The 12,258-nt window shown below is 69.8% G+C and carries 14 protein-coding genes; 12 read left to right on the plus strand and 2 right to left on the minus strand.

All coding sequences use genetic code 11. The features are described from left to right. Positions 1 to 359: 359 nt before the first annotated feature. From FHS88_RS14625 to aat, 3 genes are all read left to right on the plus strand, one after another. On the plus strand, positions 360 to 1,490 hold the full coding sequence (locus FHS88_RS14625) for a type III PLP-dependent enzyme (protein ID WP_184486085.1): 1,131 nt from the start codon (positions 360 to 362) through the stop codon (positions 1,488 to 1,490). 134 nt (positions 1,491 to 1,624) lie between these two features. After that, positions 1,625 to 2,095, plus strand: a complete 471-nt coding sequence (locus FHS88_RS14630; RefSeq protein ID WP_184486088.1) for an Lrp/AsnC family transcriptional regulator — start codon at positions 1,625 to 1,627, stop codon at positions 2,093 to 2,095. Between the two features lie 31 nt (positions 2,096 to 2,126). Next, a complete protein-coding gene (aat, locus tag FHS88_RS14635) occupies positions 2,127 to 2,810 on the plus strand; it encodes a leucyl/phenylalanyl-tRNA--protein transferase (RefSeq protein ID WP_184486091.1) in 684 nt (227 codons plus the stop codon). On the opposite strand, the gene FHS88_RS14640 is transcribed toward aat, so the two are convergent. Further along, positions 2,800 to 3,597, minus strand: a complete 798-nt coding sequence (locus FHS88_RS14640; protein WP_246419977.1) for a HisA/HisF-related TIM barrel protein — start codon at positions 3,595 to 3,597, stop codon at positions 2,800 to 2,802. The two genes, aat and FHS88_RS14640, sit on opposite strands and share 11 nt — an antisense overlap. 3 nt (positions 3,598 to 3,600) lie before the next feature. Beyond that, positions 3,601 to 3,813, minus strand: a complete 213-nt coding sequence (thiS, locus tag FHS88_RS21230; protein WP_246419978.1) for a sulfur carrier protein ThiS — start codon at positions 3,811 to 3,813, stop codon at positions 3,601 to 3,603. Positions 3,814 to 3,938: 125 nt separating this feature from the next. Between thiS and aroQ the strand changes: the two genes are divergently transcribed. From aroQ to FHS88_RS14685, 9 genes are all read left to right on the plus strand, one after another. After that, complete coding sequence (gene aroQ, locus FHS88_RS14645; protein WP_184486094.1) at positions 3,939 to 4,397, plus strand: type II 3-dehydroquinate dehydratase; 459 nt, start codon at positions 3,939 to 3,941, stop codon at positions 4,395 to 4,397. Further along, a complete protein-coding gene (gene accB / locus FHS88_RS14650; protein ID WP_184486097.1) occupies positions 4,397 to 4,873 on the plus strand; it encodes an acetyl-CoA carboxylase biotin carboxyl carrier protein in 477 nt (158 codons plus the stop codon). Before aroQ ends, accB begins: the two co-directional genes overlap by 1 nt. 1 nt (position 4,874) lies before the next feature. Further along, a complete protein-coding gene (accC, locus tag FHS88_RS14655; protein ID WP_184486100.1) occupies positions 4,875 to 6,221 on the plus strand; it encodes an acetyl-CoA carboxylase biotin carboxylase subunit in 1,347 nt (448 codons plus the stop codon). Between the two features lie 25 nt (positions 6,222 to 6,246). Next, the gene (gene sugE / locus FHS88_RS14660) at positions 6,247 to 6,567 is read left to right on the plus strand and encodes a quaternary ammonium compound efflux SMR transporter SugE (protein WP_184486103.1); all 321 of its coding nucleotides are present in this window, start codon (positions 6,247 to 6,249) and stop codon (positions 6,565 to 6,567) included. Positions 6,568 to 6,666: 99 nt separating this feature from the next. Further along, on the plus strand, positions 6,667 to 8,265 hold the full coding sequence (locus tag FHS88_RS14665; protein ID WP_184486107.1) for an ABC transporter substrate-binding protein: 1,599 nt from the start codon (positions 6,667 to 6,669) through the stop codon (positions 8,263 to 8,265). Between the two features lie 18 nt (positions 8,266 to 8,283). Next, a complete protein-coding gene (locus FHS88_RS14670; protein WP_184486110.1) occupies positions 8,284 to 9,261 on the plus strand; it encodes an ABC transporter permease in 978 nt (325 codons plus the stop codon). Further along, positions 9,258 to 10,181, plus strand: a complete 924-nt coding sequence (locus FHS88_RS14675; RefSeq protein WP_184486113.1) for an ABC transporter permease — start codon at positions 9,258 to 9,260, stop codon at positions 10,179 to 10,181. The genes FHS88_RS14670 and FHS88_RS14675 overlap by 4 nt, the downstream gene beginning before the upstream one ends. A 2-nt stretch (positions 10,182 to 10,183) precedes the next feature. Next, positions 10,184 to 11,170 carry an ABC transporter ATP-binding protein gene (locus tag FHS88_RS14680; RefSeq protein ID WP_184486116.1) on the plus strand — a complete coding sequence of 329 codons (987 nt, stop codon included), beginning with the start codon at positions 10,184 to 10,186 and terminating at the stop codon, positions 11,168 to 11,170. Beyond that, the gene (locus FHS88_RS14685) at positions 11,167 to 12,204 is read left to right on the plus strand and encodes an ABC transporter ATP-binding protein (RefSeq protein WP_184486119.1); all 1,038 of its coding nucleotides are present in this window, start codon (positions 11,167 to 11,169) and stop codon (positions 12,202 to 12,204) included. The genes FHS88_RS14680 and FHS88_RS14685 overlap by 4 nt, the downstream gene beginning before the upstream one ends. Positions 12,205 to 12,258 lie beyond the last annotated feature (54 nt).

A 12,258-nucleotide genomic window follows, 5' to 3' on the forward strand; every position in this document is an offset into this window, starting at 1 on the left:
GGCCGCGAAGCTTCCGGCCGAATGCCTCCTTCGCGGGGCGAAACGCCGGAAGCCCGCACCCGCCCCTGGCGGGATTCCGGGACTTCCGGCGCCTCCTTAGAAAAAATTCGGACGGACCCTGCATTTTTCGCTTTGCGTCGCAGGGCGGCGGGCGTATAGCCCCGCCCAGACGCAGTACGCACGTGCCTCTGGCCCCCGGCCCCACCGGCCAAAGGGTTTACGCAACGACGTCAAGCGTTCTGGCAACCCCGCCCGGGAGCCCGGGCGGCCCACTTTGGTCGCTGGTTCGTTCGACCGTTTCGTCAACCTGGGGCCGTCGCCTGGACAGGCGGCCCTCCGGAGCCTGGAGAAGTGCGGCGATGACCCCGAAGGTCGCCCAGTTCCTGCGCGAATGCGCGCCCGCCACGCCCTGCCTCGTCCTCGACGTGGACCGGGTGGCGGAGAACTACGCGCGCCTGCGGGCGGCGCTGCCGCTCGCGCGGATCTACTACGCCGTGAAGGCGAACCCGGCCGCCCCGATCCTCGCGCGCCTGACGGCGCTCGGCTCCGCCTTCGACGCCGCCTCCTTCGAGGAGGTCGAGGCCTGCCTCGCCGCAGGCGCGCGGCCGGATTCCATCTCCTACGGCAACACGGTCAAGAAGGCCTCGGCGATCGCGGCGGCGCACCGGGCCGGCGTGACCATGTTCGCCTTCGACAGCGAGCCGGAGCTGCTCAAGATCGCGAAGCACGCGCCGGGCGCGCGCGTCTATTGCCGCATCCTGGTCGAGAACAAGGGCGCGGAATGGCCGCTCAGCCGCAAGTTCGGCTGCGAGCTGGACATGGCGCGCGAGCTGATGGTCAAGGCGGGCGAGCTCGGCCTCGACCCCTACGGCATCTCCTTCCATGTCGGCAGCCAGCAGACCAGCACCGCCGCCTATGAGGGCGCGATCGCGCGCGTCGCGATGCTCTTCACCGACCTCAAGGAGGCGGGGGTGAAGCTGCGCATGGTCAATCTCGGCGGCGGCTATCCGGTGCGCTACCGGCAGGAGGTGCCGGGCATCGACGATTTCGGCGCCGCGATCATGGGCGCGATGACGCAGCATTTCGGCAACGACCTGCCCGAGATGGTGATCGAGCCGGGCCGCTTCCTGGTGGGCGATGCCGGAGTGGTGTCGAGCGAGGTCGTGCTTGTCTCCCGCAAGGGCAAGGACGATCCGGTGCGCTGGGTCTATCTCGACATCGGGCGCTTCGGCGGCCTCGCCGAGACCGAGGGCGAGGCGATCCGCTACGCCATCCGCACGCCGCATGACGGCGGCGCGGACGGCCCGGTGACCATCGCGGGCCCCACCTGCGATTCGGCCGATACCCTCTACGAGAAGTCCAACTACCGCCTGCCGCTCGCGCTGCGGGACGGGGACCGGGTGGAGTTGCTCGCCACCGGGGCCTATGTGACGACCTACGCGTCGCAGGGCTTCAACGGCTTCCAGCCGCTGGCGGAGCATTACATCTAGCCTGGGAACCAGGGCCGGCGCGCCTTTCGCGGCCGGCCTGCCCGGCCCGCCCTGTGCCGGCGCTGCGACCGGCACAGCCCGTGCTGCGCGCGAATTTGCGTTCCCTTCGGCCGATTGCCGGATAGGATGCGGCCATGGACAGCATTGACCGGAACATCCTGGTCGCGCTGCAGCACGACGGCGCCGCGGGGCTTGCCGAGCTCGCCAAGGTCGCGGGGCTTTCGGTCTCGGCGACCGCGGAGCGCGTGAAGCGGCTCGAGGAACGCGGCACCATCAAGGGCTGGCGCGCGGATCTCGATCCGGCCGCGGTCGGCTGCCCGCTCCTGGCATTCGTCTTCGTCGCGCTGCGCGCCGGCTCGGCCGAGCAGAAGTTCCGCGAGGCGCTGCTGCCGCTCGAACCCGTGCTCGAATGCCATGCCGTGAGCGGCGCCTGGGACTACCTCCTCAAGCTCCGCGTCGCCGACATCGCGGCGCTGGAAGCCTTCGTCACGGCGCAGATCCGCCGGCGCGCCGGCGTGGAGCGGACCGAGACGGTCCTTGCCCTCGCCACCGCGAAGGAGACGGCGATCCTGCCCGTCGCCGCGCCGGAGGAGGAGGAGGAGTGAGCCCGCCCCCCCGGCGCGCCAGGCCCGGGCGATGAGCCGCCGGCAGCTCGAGGTCACGCCCGATCTCGTGCTGCGTGCCTATGCCGCGGGTGTCTTCCCGATGGCCGAGAGCCGCGGCTCGGACCGGATGTACTGGCTCGACCCCGCGCTGCGCGGCGTGCTGCCGCTCGACGAGGGGTTCCACCTGCCGCGCCGGCTGAAGCGCACCGCGCTCTCGGCGCGGTTCGAGGTGACCTCCGACCGCGACTTCCCCGCCGTCATCCGCGGCTGCGCCGAGCCGGCGCCGGGCCGCACCGACACCTGGATCAACGACGAGATCGAATGGCTGTTCTGCGAACTGCACCGCCGCGGCCGCGCCCATTCGGTCGAGACCTGGATCGACGGGCGGCTCGTGGGCGGGCTCTATGGCGTCGCCCTCGGTGGCGCTTTCTTCGGGGAGAGCATGTTCTCCCGCGTCACCGACGCCTCGAAGGTGGCGCTGGTGCATCTGGTCGCGCGACTGAGGCTCTGCGGCTTCGTGCTCTGCGACACGCAGTTCCTGACCGCGCATCTCGCCCGCTTCGGCGCGGTCGAGATCCCGAAGGCCGAGTACAAGCGGCGGCTGGCCGATGCGCTGGAGAAGCCCGCGCGCTGGCATGCCGAACTCCCGCCCGGCTGGGTGGCCGACGAGATCCGTCGCCTGCGCCCGCCCGCGGGCGAGCGGCTCAGCGAATGAGGCCGGTCATCGGGCTCGACGCATCGGCCTGGTAGTTCCAGGGCATGCGCCCGGCGAGGAAGGCGTTGCGTCCCGCCTCCACCGCCGCCTTCATGGCGATCGCCATGCGCACCGGGTCCTTGGCGTGGGCAATGGCGGAGTTCAGCAGCACCGCGTCGCAGCCGAGCTCCATGGCGCGCGCCGCGTCCGAGGCGGTGCCGATCCCCGCATCCACCAGCACCGGCACCCGGCACTGCTTCTTGATGGCGTTGATCATGAAGGGGTTGGTCAGGCCGAGGCCCGAGCCGATCGGCGCGCCGAGCGGCATGATGGCCACACAGCCCATGTCCTCGAGCTTCTTCGCCGCCACCGGGTCGTCGGCGCAATAGACCATGACCTCGAAGCCGTCGGCGATCAGCGCCTTGGCGGCCTCGAGCGTGCCTTCCATGTCCGGGTAGAGGTAGGGCGGCGGGCCCAGGACCTCGAGCTTGACGAGGTTCCACCCGCCGGCCTCGCGCGCCAGGCGCAGGGTGCGCACCGCCTCGCTGGCGGTGTGGCAGCCGGCGGTGTTCGGCAGGTAGGTGTAGTCCTTGGGCGAGACGTAGTCCTGCAGCATCGGCGCCTTGGGGTCGGAGAGGTTCACCCGCCGCACCGCGACGGTGACGATCTCGGCCCCCGAGGCCGCGATGGCCGCGGCGGTCTCCTCGAGCGACTTGTAGCGGCCGGTGCCGACGATGAGGCGGGAGCGGAAGCGGCGGCCCGCGACCTCCCAGGTGTCGTCGCCGGCGGTCGCGGGGGTTCCGTCCATGTCTCAGCCTCCGCCGATGAAATGCACGATCTCGAGCCGGTCGCCGGGGGCGAGCGCCACCTCGGCGTAGGTGGACCGGGGCACGATCTCCTCGTTCCGCTCGACCGCGACCTTGCGCACATCGAGGCCGATGGCGGATAGCAGGGCGGCGACGGTCGCGCCCGGGGCGACCTCCCGGGCCTGTCCGTTCACGGTGATGGCGATGCGATCCGGCATGGCGGGGCGGAATGTGGCGAAGCGCGCGGGGGCCTGCAAGCCGGGCCGGGCGCATGGCTGCCCGGCCCCCGCTTGCCCCCGCGAAACCCCCCGTGCTAGCCCCTGCCACCCCTGAGAACCGGGACATGCCCGTGAACCCGCCCCTGATCGTGGTCCTGAACGGCCCCAACCTGAACATGCTCGGCGTGCGCGAGCCCGAGAAGTACGGGACCGCGACCCTCGACGACGTCGAGGCGCTCTGCGCCGAGGCGGCGGAGGAATTCGGCCTCGCGATCGATTTCCGGCAGACCAATTCCGAGGGCGAGCTCGTGACCTGGGTGCAGGAATGCCGCGGCCGCGCCGCCGGCATCATCATCAACCCGGCGGGCTACACCACCACCTCCATCGCGCTGCTCGATGCGCTGCTGCTGACCGAGCTGCCGGTGATCGAGGTGCACATCACGAACATCCACCGCCGGGAGGAGTTCCGGCACCACAGCTACGTCTCCAAGGCGGCGACCGGGGTGATCTGCGGGCTCGGCATCTCGGGCTATGCGCTCGCGATGCGCGCCATGGCGGAGCTCGTTGGAGAGGACGAGGATTGATGGGCAACTTCATCGAGTTCGACGCCGCGGCGATCCGCGAGCTGGCGCAGATCCTGCGCGAGACCGACCTGACCGAGATCGAGCTCGTGGACGGCGAGGCGCGGCTGCGCGTGGTGCGGCAGGCGATCGTCGCCGCCCCCGCGCCCGCCGCGACGCAGGTCACGGTCGCCGCGCCCGCCGCCGCGCCGGTCACCGTGACGACGGCCCAGCCCGCGATGGGCGAGGCGGTGGACGCCGACCACCCCGGCGCGGTCACGAGCCCGATGGTCGGCGTCGCCTATCTCTCGCCCGAGCCGGGCGCGCAGCCCTTCGTGACGGTCGGCGCGAAGGTGGTGCAGGGCCAGACGCTGCTGCTGATCGAGGCGATGAAGACCTTCAACCAGATCAAGGCGCCGCGCTCTGGCACGGTGACGCGCATCCTGGTCGAGAGCGGCATGCCCGTCGAGTACGGCGAGCCGCTGATGATCATCGAGTAAGATGTTCGGCAAGGTCCTGATCGCGAACCGGGGCGAGATCGCGCTCCGCGTCCATCGCGCCTGCCAGGAGATGGGCATCCGCACCGTCGCGGTGCATTCCACCGCGGACGCGACGGCGATGCATGTGCGCCTCGCGGACGAGAGCGTGTGCATCGGCCCGCCCAATGCGCGCGACTCCTACCTCAACATGGCCGCGATCCTCTCGGCGGCGACCATCACCGGAGCCGATGCGGTCCATCCGGGCTACGGCTTCCTCAGCGAGAATGCCCGCTTCGCCGAGATGGTCGAGGCGCATGGGCTGAAGTTCATCGGCCCCTCGCCCGAGCACATCCGCATGATGGGCGACAAGATCGCGGCCAAGAACGCGATGCGCAGCCTCGGCGTGCCGCTGGTGCCCGGCTCGCCCGGCGCGCTCGAGAGCTTCGAGGAGGCGCGCGCCATCGCCGAGCAGGTGAAGTTCCCCGTGCTCATCAAGGCGGCGGCGGGCGGCGGCGGGCGCGGCATGAAGGTCGCGCGCAGCGCCGAGGAACTCGAGGAGGCATGGCGCGTCGCGCGCGCCGAGGCCAAGGCCGCCTTCGGCGACGACAGCGTGTATCTGGAGAAGTATCTCGATCGCCCGCGGCACATCGAGCTGCAGGTGCTGGCAGACACGCACGGCAATGTCGTGCATTTCGGCGAGCGCGACTGCTCGCTCCAGCGCCGCCACCAGAAGCTGGTCGAGGAGGCGGGCAGCCCCGTGCTGAGCCAGGCCGACCGCGATGCGCTCGGCGCGCGCGTGACCGCCGCTCTGGCGCGGCTCGGCTACCGCAACGCCGGCACGCTGGAGTTCCTCTGGCAGGACGGGCAGTTCGCCTTCATCGAGATGAACACGCGCCTGCAGGTCGAGCATCCGGTGACCGAGATGGTCTGCGGCATCGACCTCGTGAAGGAGCAGATCCGCATCGCCGCGGGCGAGGCGCTCGGCTATGCGCAATCCGACATCCGCTTCAACGGCCACGCGATCGAGTGCCGCATCACCGCCGAGGATCCGGAGACCTTCGCGCCGAGCCCGGGCCGGGTGAACACCTACCACGCGCCGGGCGGGCTCGGCGTGCGCGTCGATAGCGCGCTCTATTCCGGCTACACCGTGCCGCCGCACTACGACAGCCTGGTGGCGAAGCTCGTGGTGCATGCGCCGACGCGCGCCGAGGCGATCGGGCGGATGCGGCGCGCCCTGGCCGAGATGGTGGTCGCCGGCATTCGCACGACCCTGCCGCTGCATCAGGCGGTGATGGAGCACCCCGAGTTCCAGGCCGGCGACTACACCATCCACTGGCTCGAGCGCTTCGTCGCCGCGCGCCAGGGCTAGGCCGGGGCACGCATCGGCCGCGCGCATGGGCTGGTTCTATCTCGCCGGCGCCGGGCTGTTCGAGGTCGGCTGGGCGGTCGGGCTGAAGTTCACCCACGGCTTCACGCGGCCGGTGCCGACCGTGCTGACGGTGCTCAGCATGATCGTCAGCCTCGGCCTGCTCGGCCTCGCGCTCAGGACGCTGCCGCTCGGCACGGCCTATGCGATCTGGACGGGCATCGGCACGATCGGCACCGTGGCGCTCGGCATCATCCTGTTCGGCGAGGCGGCGACCGCCTTTCGCCTGGCCTGCGTCGGGCTGATCCTGGCCGGCATTGTCGGGCTCAAACTCGCCACGCCGGGCTGAACGACGCCGTTGCGGCGCGCGGAGCCTTCGCCAAGCCTAGCGGCGGGCGGGTCGGGCTGCTAGCATCCCGCTCTGATTTGCTTCCCGGGGGGGCGCAGAATGAAGCCGCAGAGCCGTCGGCGTGGTATCGCCGTTTCTTCCGTCGCAGCCGCGGCGCTGGTCCTTGCCGCCGGCCAGGCCGTTGCGCAGACCGCGACCATCGCGGTGGGCGCGCCGGTTACCTCGCTCGATCCGCATTTCCACCAGCTCTCGCCGAACAACGCGGTCGCCGACACGGTGTTCGACCGGCTGGTCAACAACGACGTGAACCTGCGCAACATCCCCGGGCTCGCGACCGAATGGCGCGCCGTCGCGCCGACGGTGTGGGAGTTCAAGCTCCGCCCGAATGTGCGCTTCCACAACGGCAACGCCTTCACCGCGGATGACGTGGTCTTCACGCTGCAGCGGCTGCCGAACGTGCCGAACAGCCCCTCCTCCTTCGCCGCCTATTCGCGCCCGATCACGCGCATCGAGGTGGTGGACCCGCTGACCATCCGCTTCCACACCGCCCAGCCCTATCCGTTGCTGCCGCTCGACATGACGAATGTCCGCATCGTGGACAAGGAGACGGCGGAGAACGCGACGACCGCCGACTTCAACGACGTGCGCGCGGCCCAGGGGACCGGGCCCTATCGCATCGTCTCCCATCGCAACGGGGACCGCATCGAGTTCGAGCGCTGGGACGGCTACTGGGGCGAGCGCGCGCCCTTCCAGCGCGTCAGCTACCGAATGATCACCAACGATGCGGCGCGGACCGCGGCGCTGCGCGCCGGCGACGTGGACCTGATCGACCAGGTGCCGACATCGGATCTCGCGAACCTCCGCCGCAACCCGAACATCCGCATCGCGGAGATGGTGGGGCTGCGCCTGATCTTCCTCGGCCTCGACCACCTGCGGGCTGAGAACGAGAACTCGCCCTTCATCACCGACAATGACGGGCGGCCGCTCGGCCGCAACCCGCTGCGCGACCTTCGGGTGCGGCAGGCGCTCTCCATGGCGATCGACCGCAACGCCATCGTGGAGCGCGTGATGGAGGGCACGGCGGTGCCCGCCAACCAGTTCCTGCCCTCCGGCGTGTTCGGCCATGTCGGCGACCTGCCGCCCGTGCCCTTCGATCCCGACGGCGCGCGTCGCCTGCTGGCCGAGGCCGGCTACCCGAACGGGTTCCGCATCCAGCTCAACGGTCCCAACGACCGCTACATCAACGATGCGCGCATCATCCAGGCGGTGGGCCAGATGTGGACGCGCATCGGCGTCCGCACCGCCGTCGAGGCGCAGCCCTGGACCACCTTCGTCGGCCGCGCCGGGCGCCAGGAATACTCCGCCTTCCTGATCGGCTGGGGCTCGAACCCCGACGGCTCCCACCCGCTGCGCAACATCATCGCCACCTTCAACCGCGACCGCGGCTGGGGCGCTTCGAACCGCGGGCGGTATTCGAACCCGCAGGTGGACAGCCTGCTCGACCAGTCGCTCTCCGAGCTCGACACCGAGAAGCGCGAGCGGCTGATCGTGGATGCGATGCGCATCGCGATGCAGGATGTCGCGGTGGTGCCGCTGCACATCCAGACCAACATCTGGGCCACGCGGCGCGGCTTCGAATACACGGCGAGCGTGGATGAAGGCACGCTGGCCCAGCGCCTGCGTCCCGCTGCCCGCTAGGCGCGGGGGAACGAGGCGATGACCGTCTATCTCGTGCGGCGCCTGCTGCAGGCGCTGCTCGTCGTCTTCGCGATGTCGGTGATCGTCTTCGTCGGCGTCTATGCCATCGGCGACCCGGTCGAGATCCTGATCAGCCCGGACGCCGACCAGATCGAGCGCGAGCGCGCCGTGCAGTCGCTCGGCCTCGACCTGCCGCTTTGGCACCAGTACCTCGTTTTCCTCGGGAATGCGCTACAGGGCGACCTCGGGCGGTCCTTCGTCTTCAACGAACCCGCGCTGAAACTCATCCTGCAGCGCATGCCGGCCACGCTCGAACTCGCCTTCGGGGCGATGTTCATCTCGATCGTGGTGGGCCTGCCGCTCGGTCTCTATGCGGGGCTGAGGCCGAACTCGCCGGTCTCCAAGACCATCATGGCCGGCTCCATCCTGGGCTTCTCGCTGCCGACCTTCTGGGTCGGGCTGATGCTGATCATGGTCTTCGCGGTGCAGCTCGGCTGGCTGCCCTCGACCGGGCGGGGCGAGACGGCGACCTTCCTCGGCGTGCAGTGGTCCTTCCTGACACTGAACGGCCTCAGCCACATGGCGATGCCGGCGATCAACCTCGCGCTGTTCAAGATCAGCCTCGTGATTCGCCTCACCCGCGCCGGCGTGCGCGAGACGATGCTGATGGACTACGTGAAGTTCGCGCGCGCGAAGGGCCTGAGCCCCGCGCGCGTGACCTTCGTGCACGTGTTCAAGAACATCCTGATCCCCGTGGTGACCGTCGTCGGCCTGGAACTCGGCTCGACCATCGCCTTCTCGGTGGTGACGGAGAGCGTCTTCGCCTGGCCAGGCATGGGCAAGCTGATCATCGACAGCATCAACGTGCTCGATAGGCCGGTGATCGTCGCCTACCTCATGATCATCGTGCTGATGTTCATCACCATCAACCTGATCGTGGACCTGACCTACTCGCTGCTCGATCCGCGCGTGAGGCTGGAGGGCAAGGGCGCATGAGCGACGCCACGCTGAACGGGGCCGCCGCCGCCCCGCGGAAGGACCGGGTCGAGACGCCCTTCCGGCGCTTCGTCTCCGAGTTCATGGAATCGAGGATCGCGGTGCTCGGGCTGATCGTCTTCACGATCATCGCCTTCATCGCGATCTTCGCGCCCTGGATCGCGCCGCAGAACCCCTACGACCTCGCGCAGCTCGACATCATGGACGGGCGGATGGAGCCCGGCACGGTGGGCGGCGCGGGCTTCACCTTCTGGCTCGGCACCGACGACCAGGGCCGCGACATGCTCTCGGGCATCATGTACGGGCTCCGGATCTCGCTGACGGTCGGTGCGGGATCGGCGCTGATCGCCTGCATCGTCGGCGCCTCGCTCGGCCTTCTCGCCGCCTATGCCGGCGGGCGGACCGACAGCGTGATCATGCGCGTGGTGGACCTCCAGCTCTCCTTCCCCTCCATCCTCGTCGCGCTGATGATCCTCGCCTTCCTCGGCAAGGGCATCATGAACGTGGTCATCGCGCTGGTGATCGTGGAGTGGGCCTACTACGCCCGCACCGTCCGCGGCACCGCGCTCGTCGAGCGGCGGCGCGAATACATCGAGGCCGCGCAGTGCCTCGCGCTGCCGACGCGGCGCATCCTGTTCCGCCACCTGCTGCCGAACTGCCTGCCGCCGCTGATCGTCGTCGCCACCATGCAGGTGGCGCGCGCCATCGCGCTGGAGGCGACGCTCTCCTTCCTCGGCCTCGGCGTGCCGATCACCGAGCCCTCGCTCGGCCTGCTCATCGCCAACGGCTACGAGTACATGCTCTCGGGCAAGTACTGGATCTCCTTCTATCCGGGCATCGCGCTGCTGATCACCATCGTCTCCATCAACCTGGTGGGCGACCAGTTGCGTGACGTGCTCAACCCGCGACTGAAGAAGTGACCATGGCTGCTCCGACGCTCGAGGTCCGCAACCTGCGGACCCACTTCTTCACCCGCGCGGGCGTGGTCAAGGCGGTGGACGACGTCTCCTTCACCGTCGAACGCGGCAAGGTGCTGGGCCTTGTCGGCGAGTCCGGCTCGGGAAAGTCCGTCACCGGCTTCTCGATCATCGGGCTGGTGGACCCGCCGGGTCGCGTGGTGGGCGGGCAGATCCTGTTCCAGGGACGCGACCTCGCGCGCATCAGCGAGGAGGAGATGCGCGACCTGCGCGGCAACCGCATCGCGATGATCTTCCAGGACCCGATGATGACGCTCAATCCGGTCCTGCGCGTGGACACGCAGATGATCGAGACGGTGCTCGCGCACAAGAAGGTCTCGGCCGAGGAAGCCCGCCAGCGCGCGCGGGACACGCTCGGCATGGTCGGCATCCCCTCCCCGGATGAGCGGCTGAAATCCTATCCGCACCAGTTCTCCGGCGGCATGCGCCAGCGCGTGGCGATCGCCATCGCGCTGCTGCACGAGCCGGATCTGATCATCGCCGACGAGCCCACCACCGCGCTCGACGTCACCATCCAGGGCCAGATCCTGGCGGAGGTGCAGAAGCTCGCGGCCACCACCGGCACCTCGCTGATCTGGATCACCCACGACCTTTCGGTGGTCGCGGGCCTCGCGGACGACATCGCCGTGATGTATGCCGGCCGCATCGTCGAGAAGGGCGACGTCTCGGCCGTGCTCGACGCGCCGCTGCACCCCTACACCTCCGGGCTGATCGGCAGCGTCCCCTCGCGCAACAAGCGCGGCGAGCCGCTGCGCCAGATCCCGGGCATGACGCCATCGCTGCTGAACCTCCCGCCCGGCTGCGCCTTCCGTTCGCGCTGCCCGCGCGCGGCCGAGGCCTGCCTCGCCGAACCCGAGATCCGCGAACTGCTTCCCGGGCGGCAGGTGCGATGCTTCCATCCGCTCAGTGAAACCTCGGAGCAGGCGGCATGAGCGAGACCGCGACCGCGCGCCGCGCCGCGCTCGATGCCGGGGCCCCGATGGTGGAACTGCGCGGCATCTCCCGCCGCTTCGAGAAGAAGCTCGACTTCGCCGGCCGGATCGCGCAGCGCCTCGGCGCGCCGGTGCGCGAGGAGACGGTCCACGCGGTGGACAATGTGGACCTGACCATCCGCAAGGGGGAGGTTGTCGGGCTGGTCGGCGAGTCCGGCTGCGGCAAGTCCACGCTCGGGCGCATGGTCGCCGGCATCCTGCCGCCTTCGGACGGCACGATCCTGCGCGACGGGATTGACGTGCTCAGCCTCTCCGCCGCCGAGGCCCGGGAGATCAACCTGCGCACGCAGATGATCTTCCAGGATCCCTATGCCTCGCTGAACCCGCGCATGCGGGTCGCGGACATCGTGGGCGAGGCGCCGCTGGTCCATGGCCTCGTCACCCGCGCCGGCTACGACGCCTATGTGGACGAGCAGATGCGGCGCGCCGGCCTCGACCCCGCCTTCAAGCGGCGCTATCCGCACCAGTTCTCAGGCGGGCAGCGCCAGCGCATCGGCATCGCGCGCGCGCTTGCGGTCAAGCCTGACTTCATCGTCTGCGACGAGGCGGTGGCGGCGCTCGACGTCTCGATCCAGGCGCAGATCCTCAACCTCTTCATGCGGCTGCGGACCGAGCTCGACCTCACCTACCTCTTCATCAGCCACGATCTCGGCGTGGTGGAGCATCTCAGCGACCGGGTGGTGATCATGTATCTCGGCCGCGTGGTCGAGGAGGCGCCGGCCGAGACGGTCTTCGCCCGGCCCAACCACCCCTACACGCAGTCGCTGCTCGCCTCGGTTCCGCGCATCGAGAGCCGCAAGCGCGCCTTCTCGGTGGTGAAGGGGGAGATCCCCTCGCCGCTGAACCCGCCCTCGGGCTGCCATTTCCATCCGCGCTGCCCGCATGCGATGGAACGATGCAAGCTGGAGAAGCCGGTGCTGAAGGAAGTGGCGCCCGGCCAGCGCAGCGCCTGCCACCTGAACGACGCCGCGTGATGCGCGCGGCACTGCTCGTGCTGCTGGTCCTGCTCGGCGCGGCCTGCGCGCGCG

It is taken from the genome of Neoroseomonas alkaliterrae (assembly GCF_014199195.1).
GTDB lineage: Bacteria > Pseudomonadota > Alphaproteobacteria > Acetobacterales > Acetobacteraceae > Neoroseomonas > Neoroseomonas alkaliterrae.

What these genes read in the sequence shown, in the direction of transcription:
- sugE (WP_184486103.1), top strand. Translation starts at nt 6,247, where the DNA reads ATGGGCTGGTTCTATCTCGCCGGCGCCGGGCTGTTCGAGGTCGGCTGG.
- accC (WP_184486100.1), top strand. Translation starts at nt 4,875, where the DNA reads ATGTTCGGCAAGGTCCTGATCGCGAACCGGGGCGAGATCGCGCTCCGC.
- aroQ (WP_184486094.1), top strand. Translation starts at nt 3,939, where the DNA reads ATGCCCGTGAACCCGCCCCTGATCGTGGTCCTGAACGGCCCCAACCTG.
- FHS88_RS14665 (WP_184486107.1), top strand. Translation starts at nt 6,667, where the DNA reads ATGAAGCCGCAGAGCCGTCGGCGTGGTATCGCCGTTTCTTCCGTCGCA.
- accB (WP_184486097.1), top strand. Translation starts at nt 4,397, where the DNA reads ATGGGCAACTTCATCGAGTTCGACGCCGCGGCGATCCGCGAGCTGGCG.
- FHS88_RS14625 (WP_184486085.1), top strand. Translation starts at nt 360, where the DNA reads ATGACCCCGAAGGTCGCCCAGTTCCTGCGCGAATGCGCGCCCGCCACG.
- FHS88_RS14685 (WP_184486119.1), top strand. Translation starts at nt 11,167, where the DNA reads ATGAGCGAGACCGCGACCGCGCGCCGCGCCGCGCTCGATGCCGGGGCC.
- FHS88_RS14675 (WP_184486113.1), top strand. Translation starts at nt 9,258, where the DNA reads ATGAGCGACGCCACGCTGAACGGGGCCGCCGCCGCCCCGCGGAAGGAC.
- FHS88_RS14640 (WP_246419977.1), bottom strand. Translation starts at nt 3,597, where the DNA reads ATGGACGGAACCCCCGCGACCGCCGGCGACGACACCTGGGAGGTCGCG.
- thiS (WP_246419978.1), bottom strand. Translation starts at nt 3,813, where the DNA reads ATGCCGGATCGCATCGCCATCACCGTGAACGGACAGGCCCGGGAGGTC.
- aat (WP_184486091.1), top strand. Translation starts at nt 2,127, where the DNA reads ATGAGCCGCCGGCAGCTCGAGGTCACGCCCGATCTCGTGCTGCGTGCC.
- FHS88_RS14680 (WP_184486116.1), top strand. Translation starts at nt 10,184, where the DNA reads ATGGCTGCTCCGACGCTCGAGGTCCGCAACCTGCGGACCCACTTCTTC.
- FHS88_RS14630 (WP_184486088.1), top strand. Translation starts at nt 1,625, where the DNA reads ATGGACAGCATTGACCGGAACATCCTGGTCGCGCTGCAGCACGACGGC.
- FHS88_RS14670 (WP_184486110.1), top strand. Translation starts at nt 8,284, where the DNA reads ATGACCGTCTATCTCGTGCGGCGCCTGCTGCAGGCGCTGCTCGTCGTC.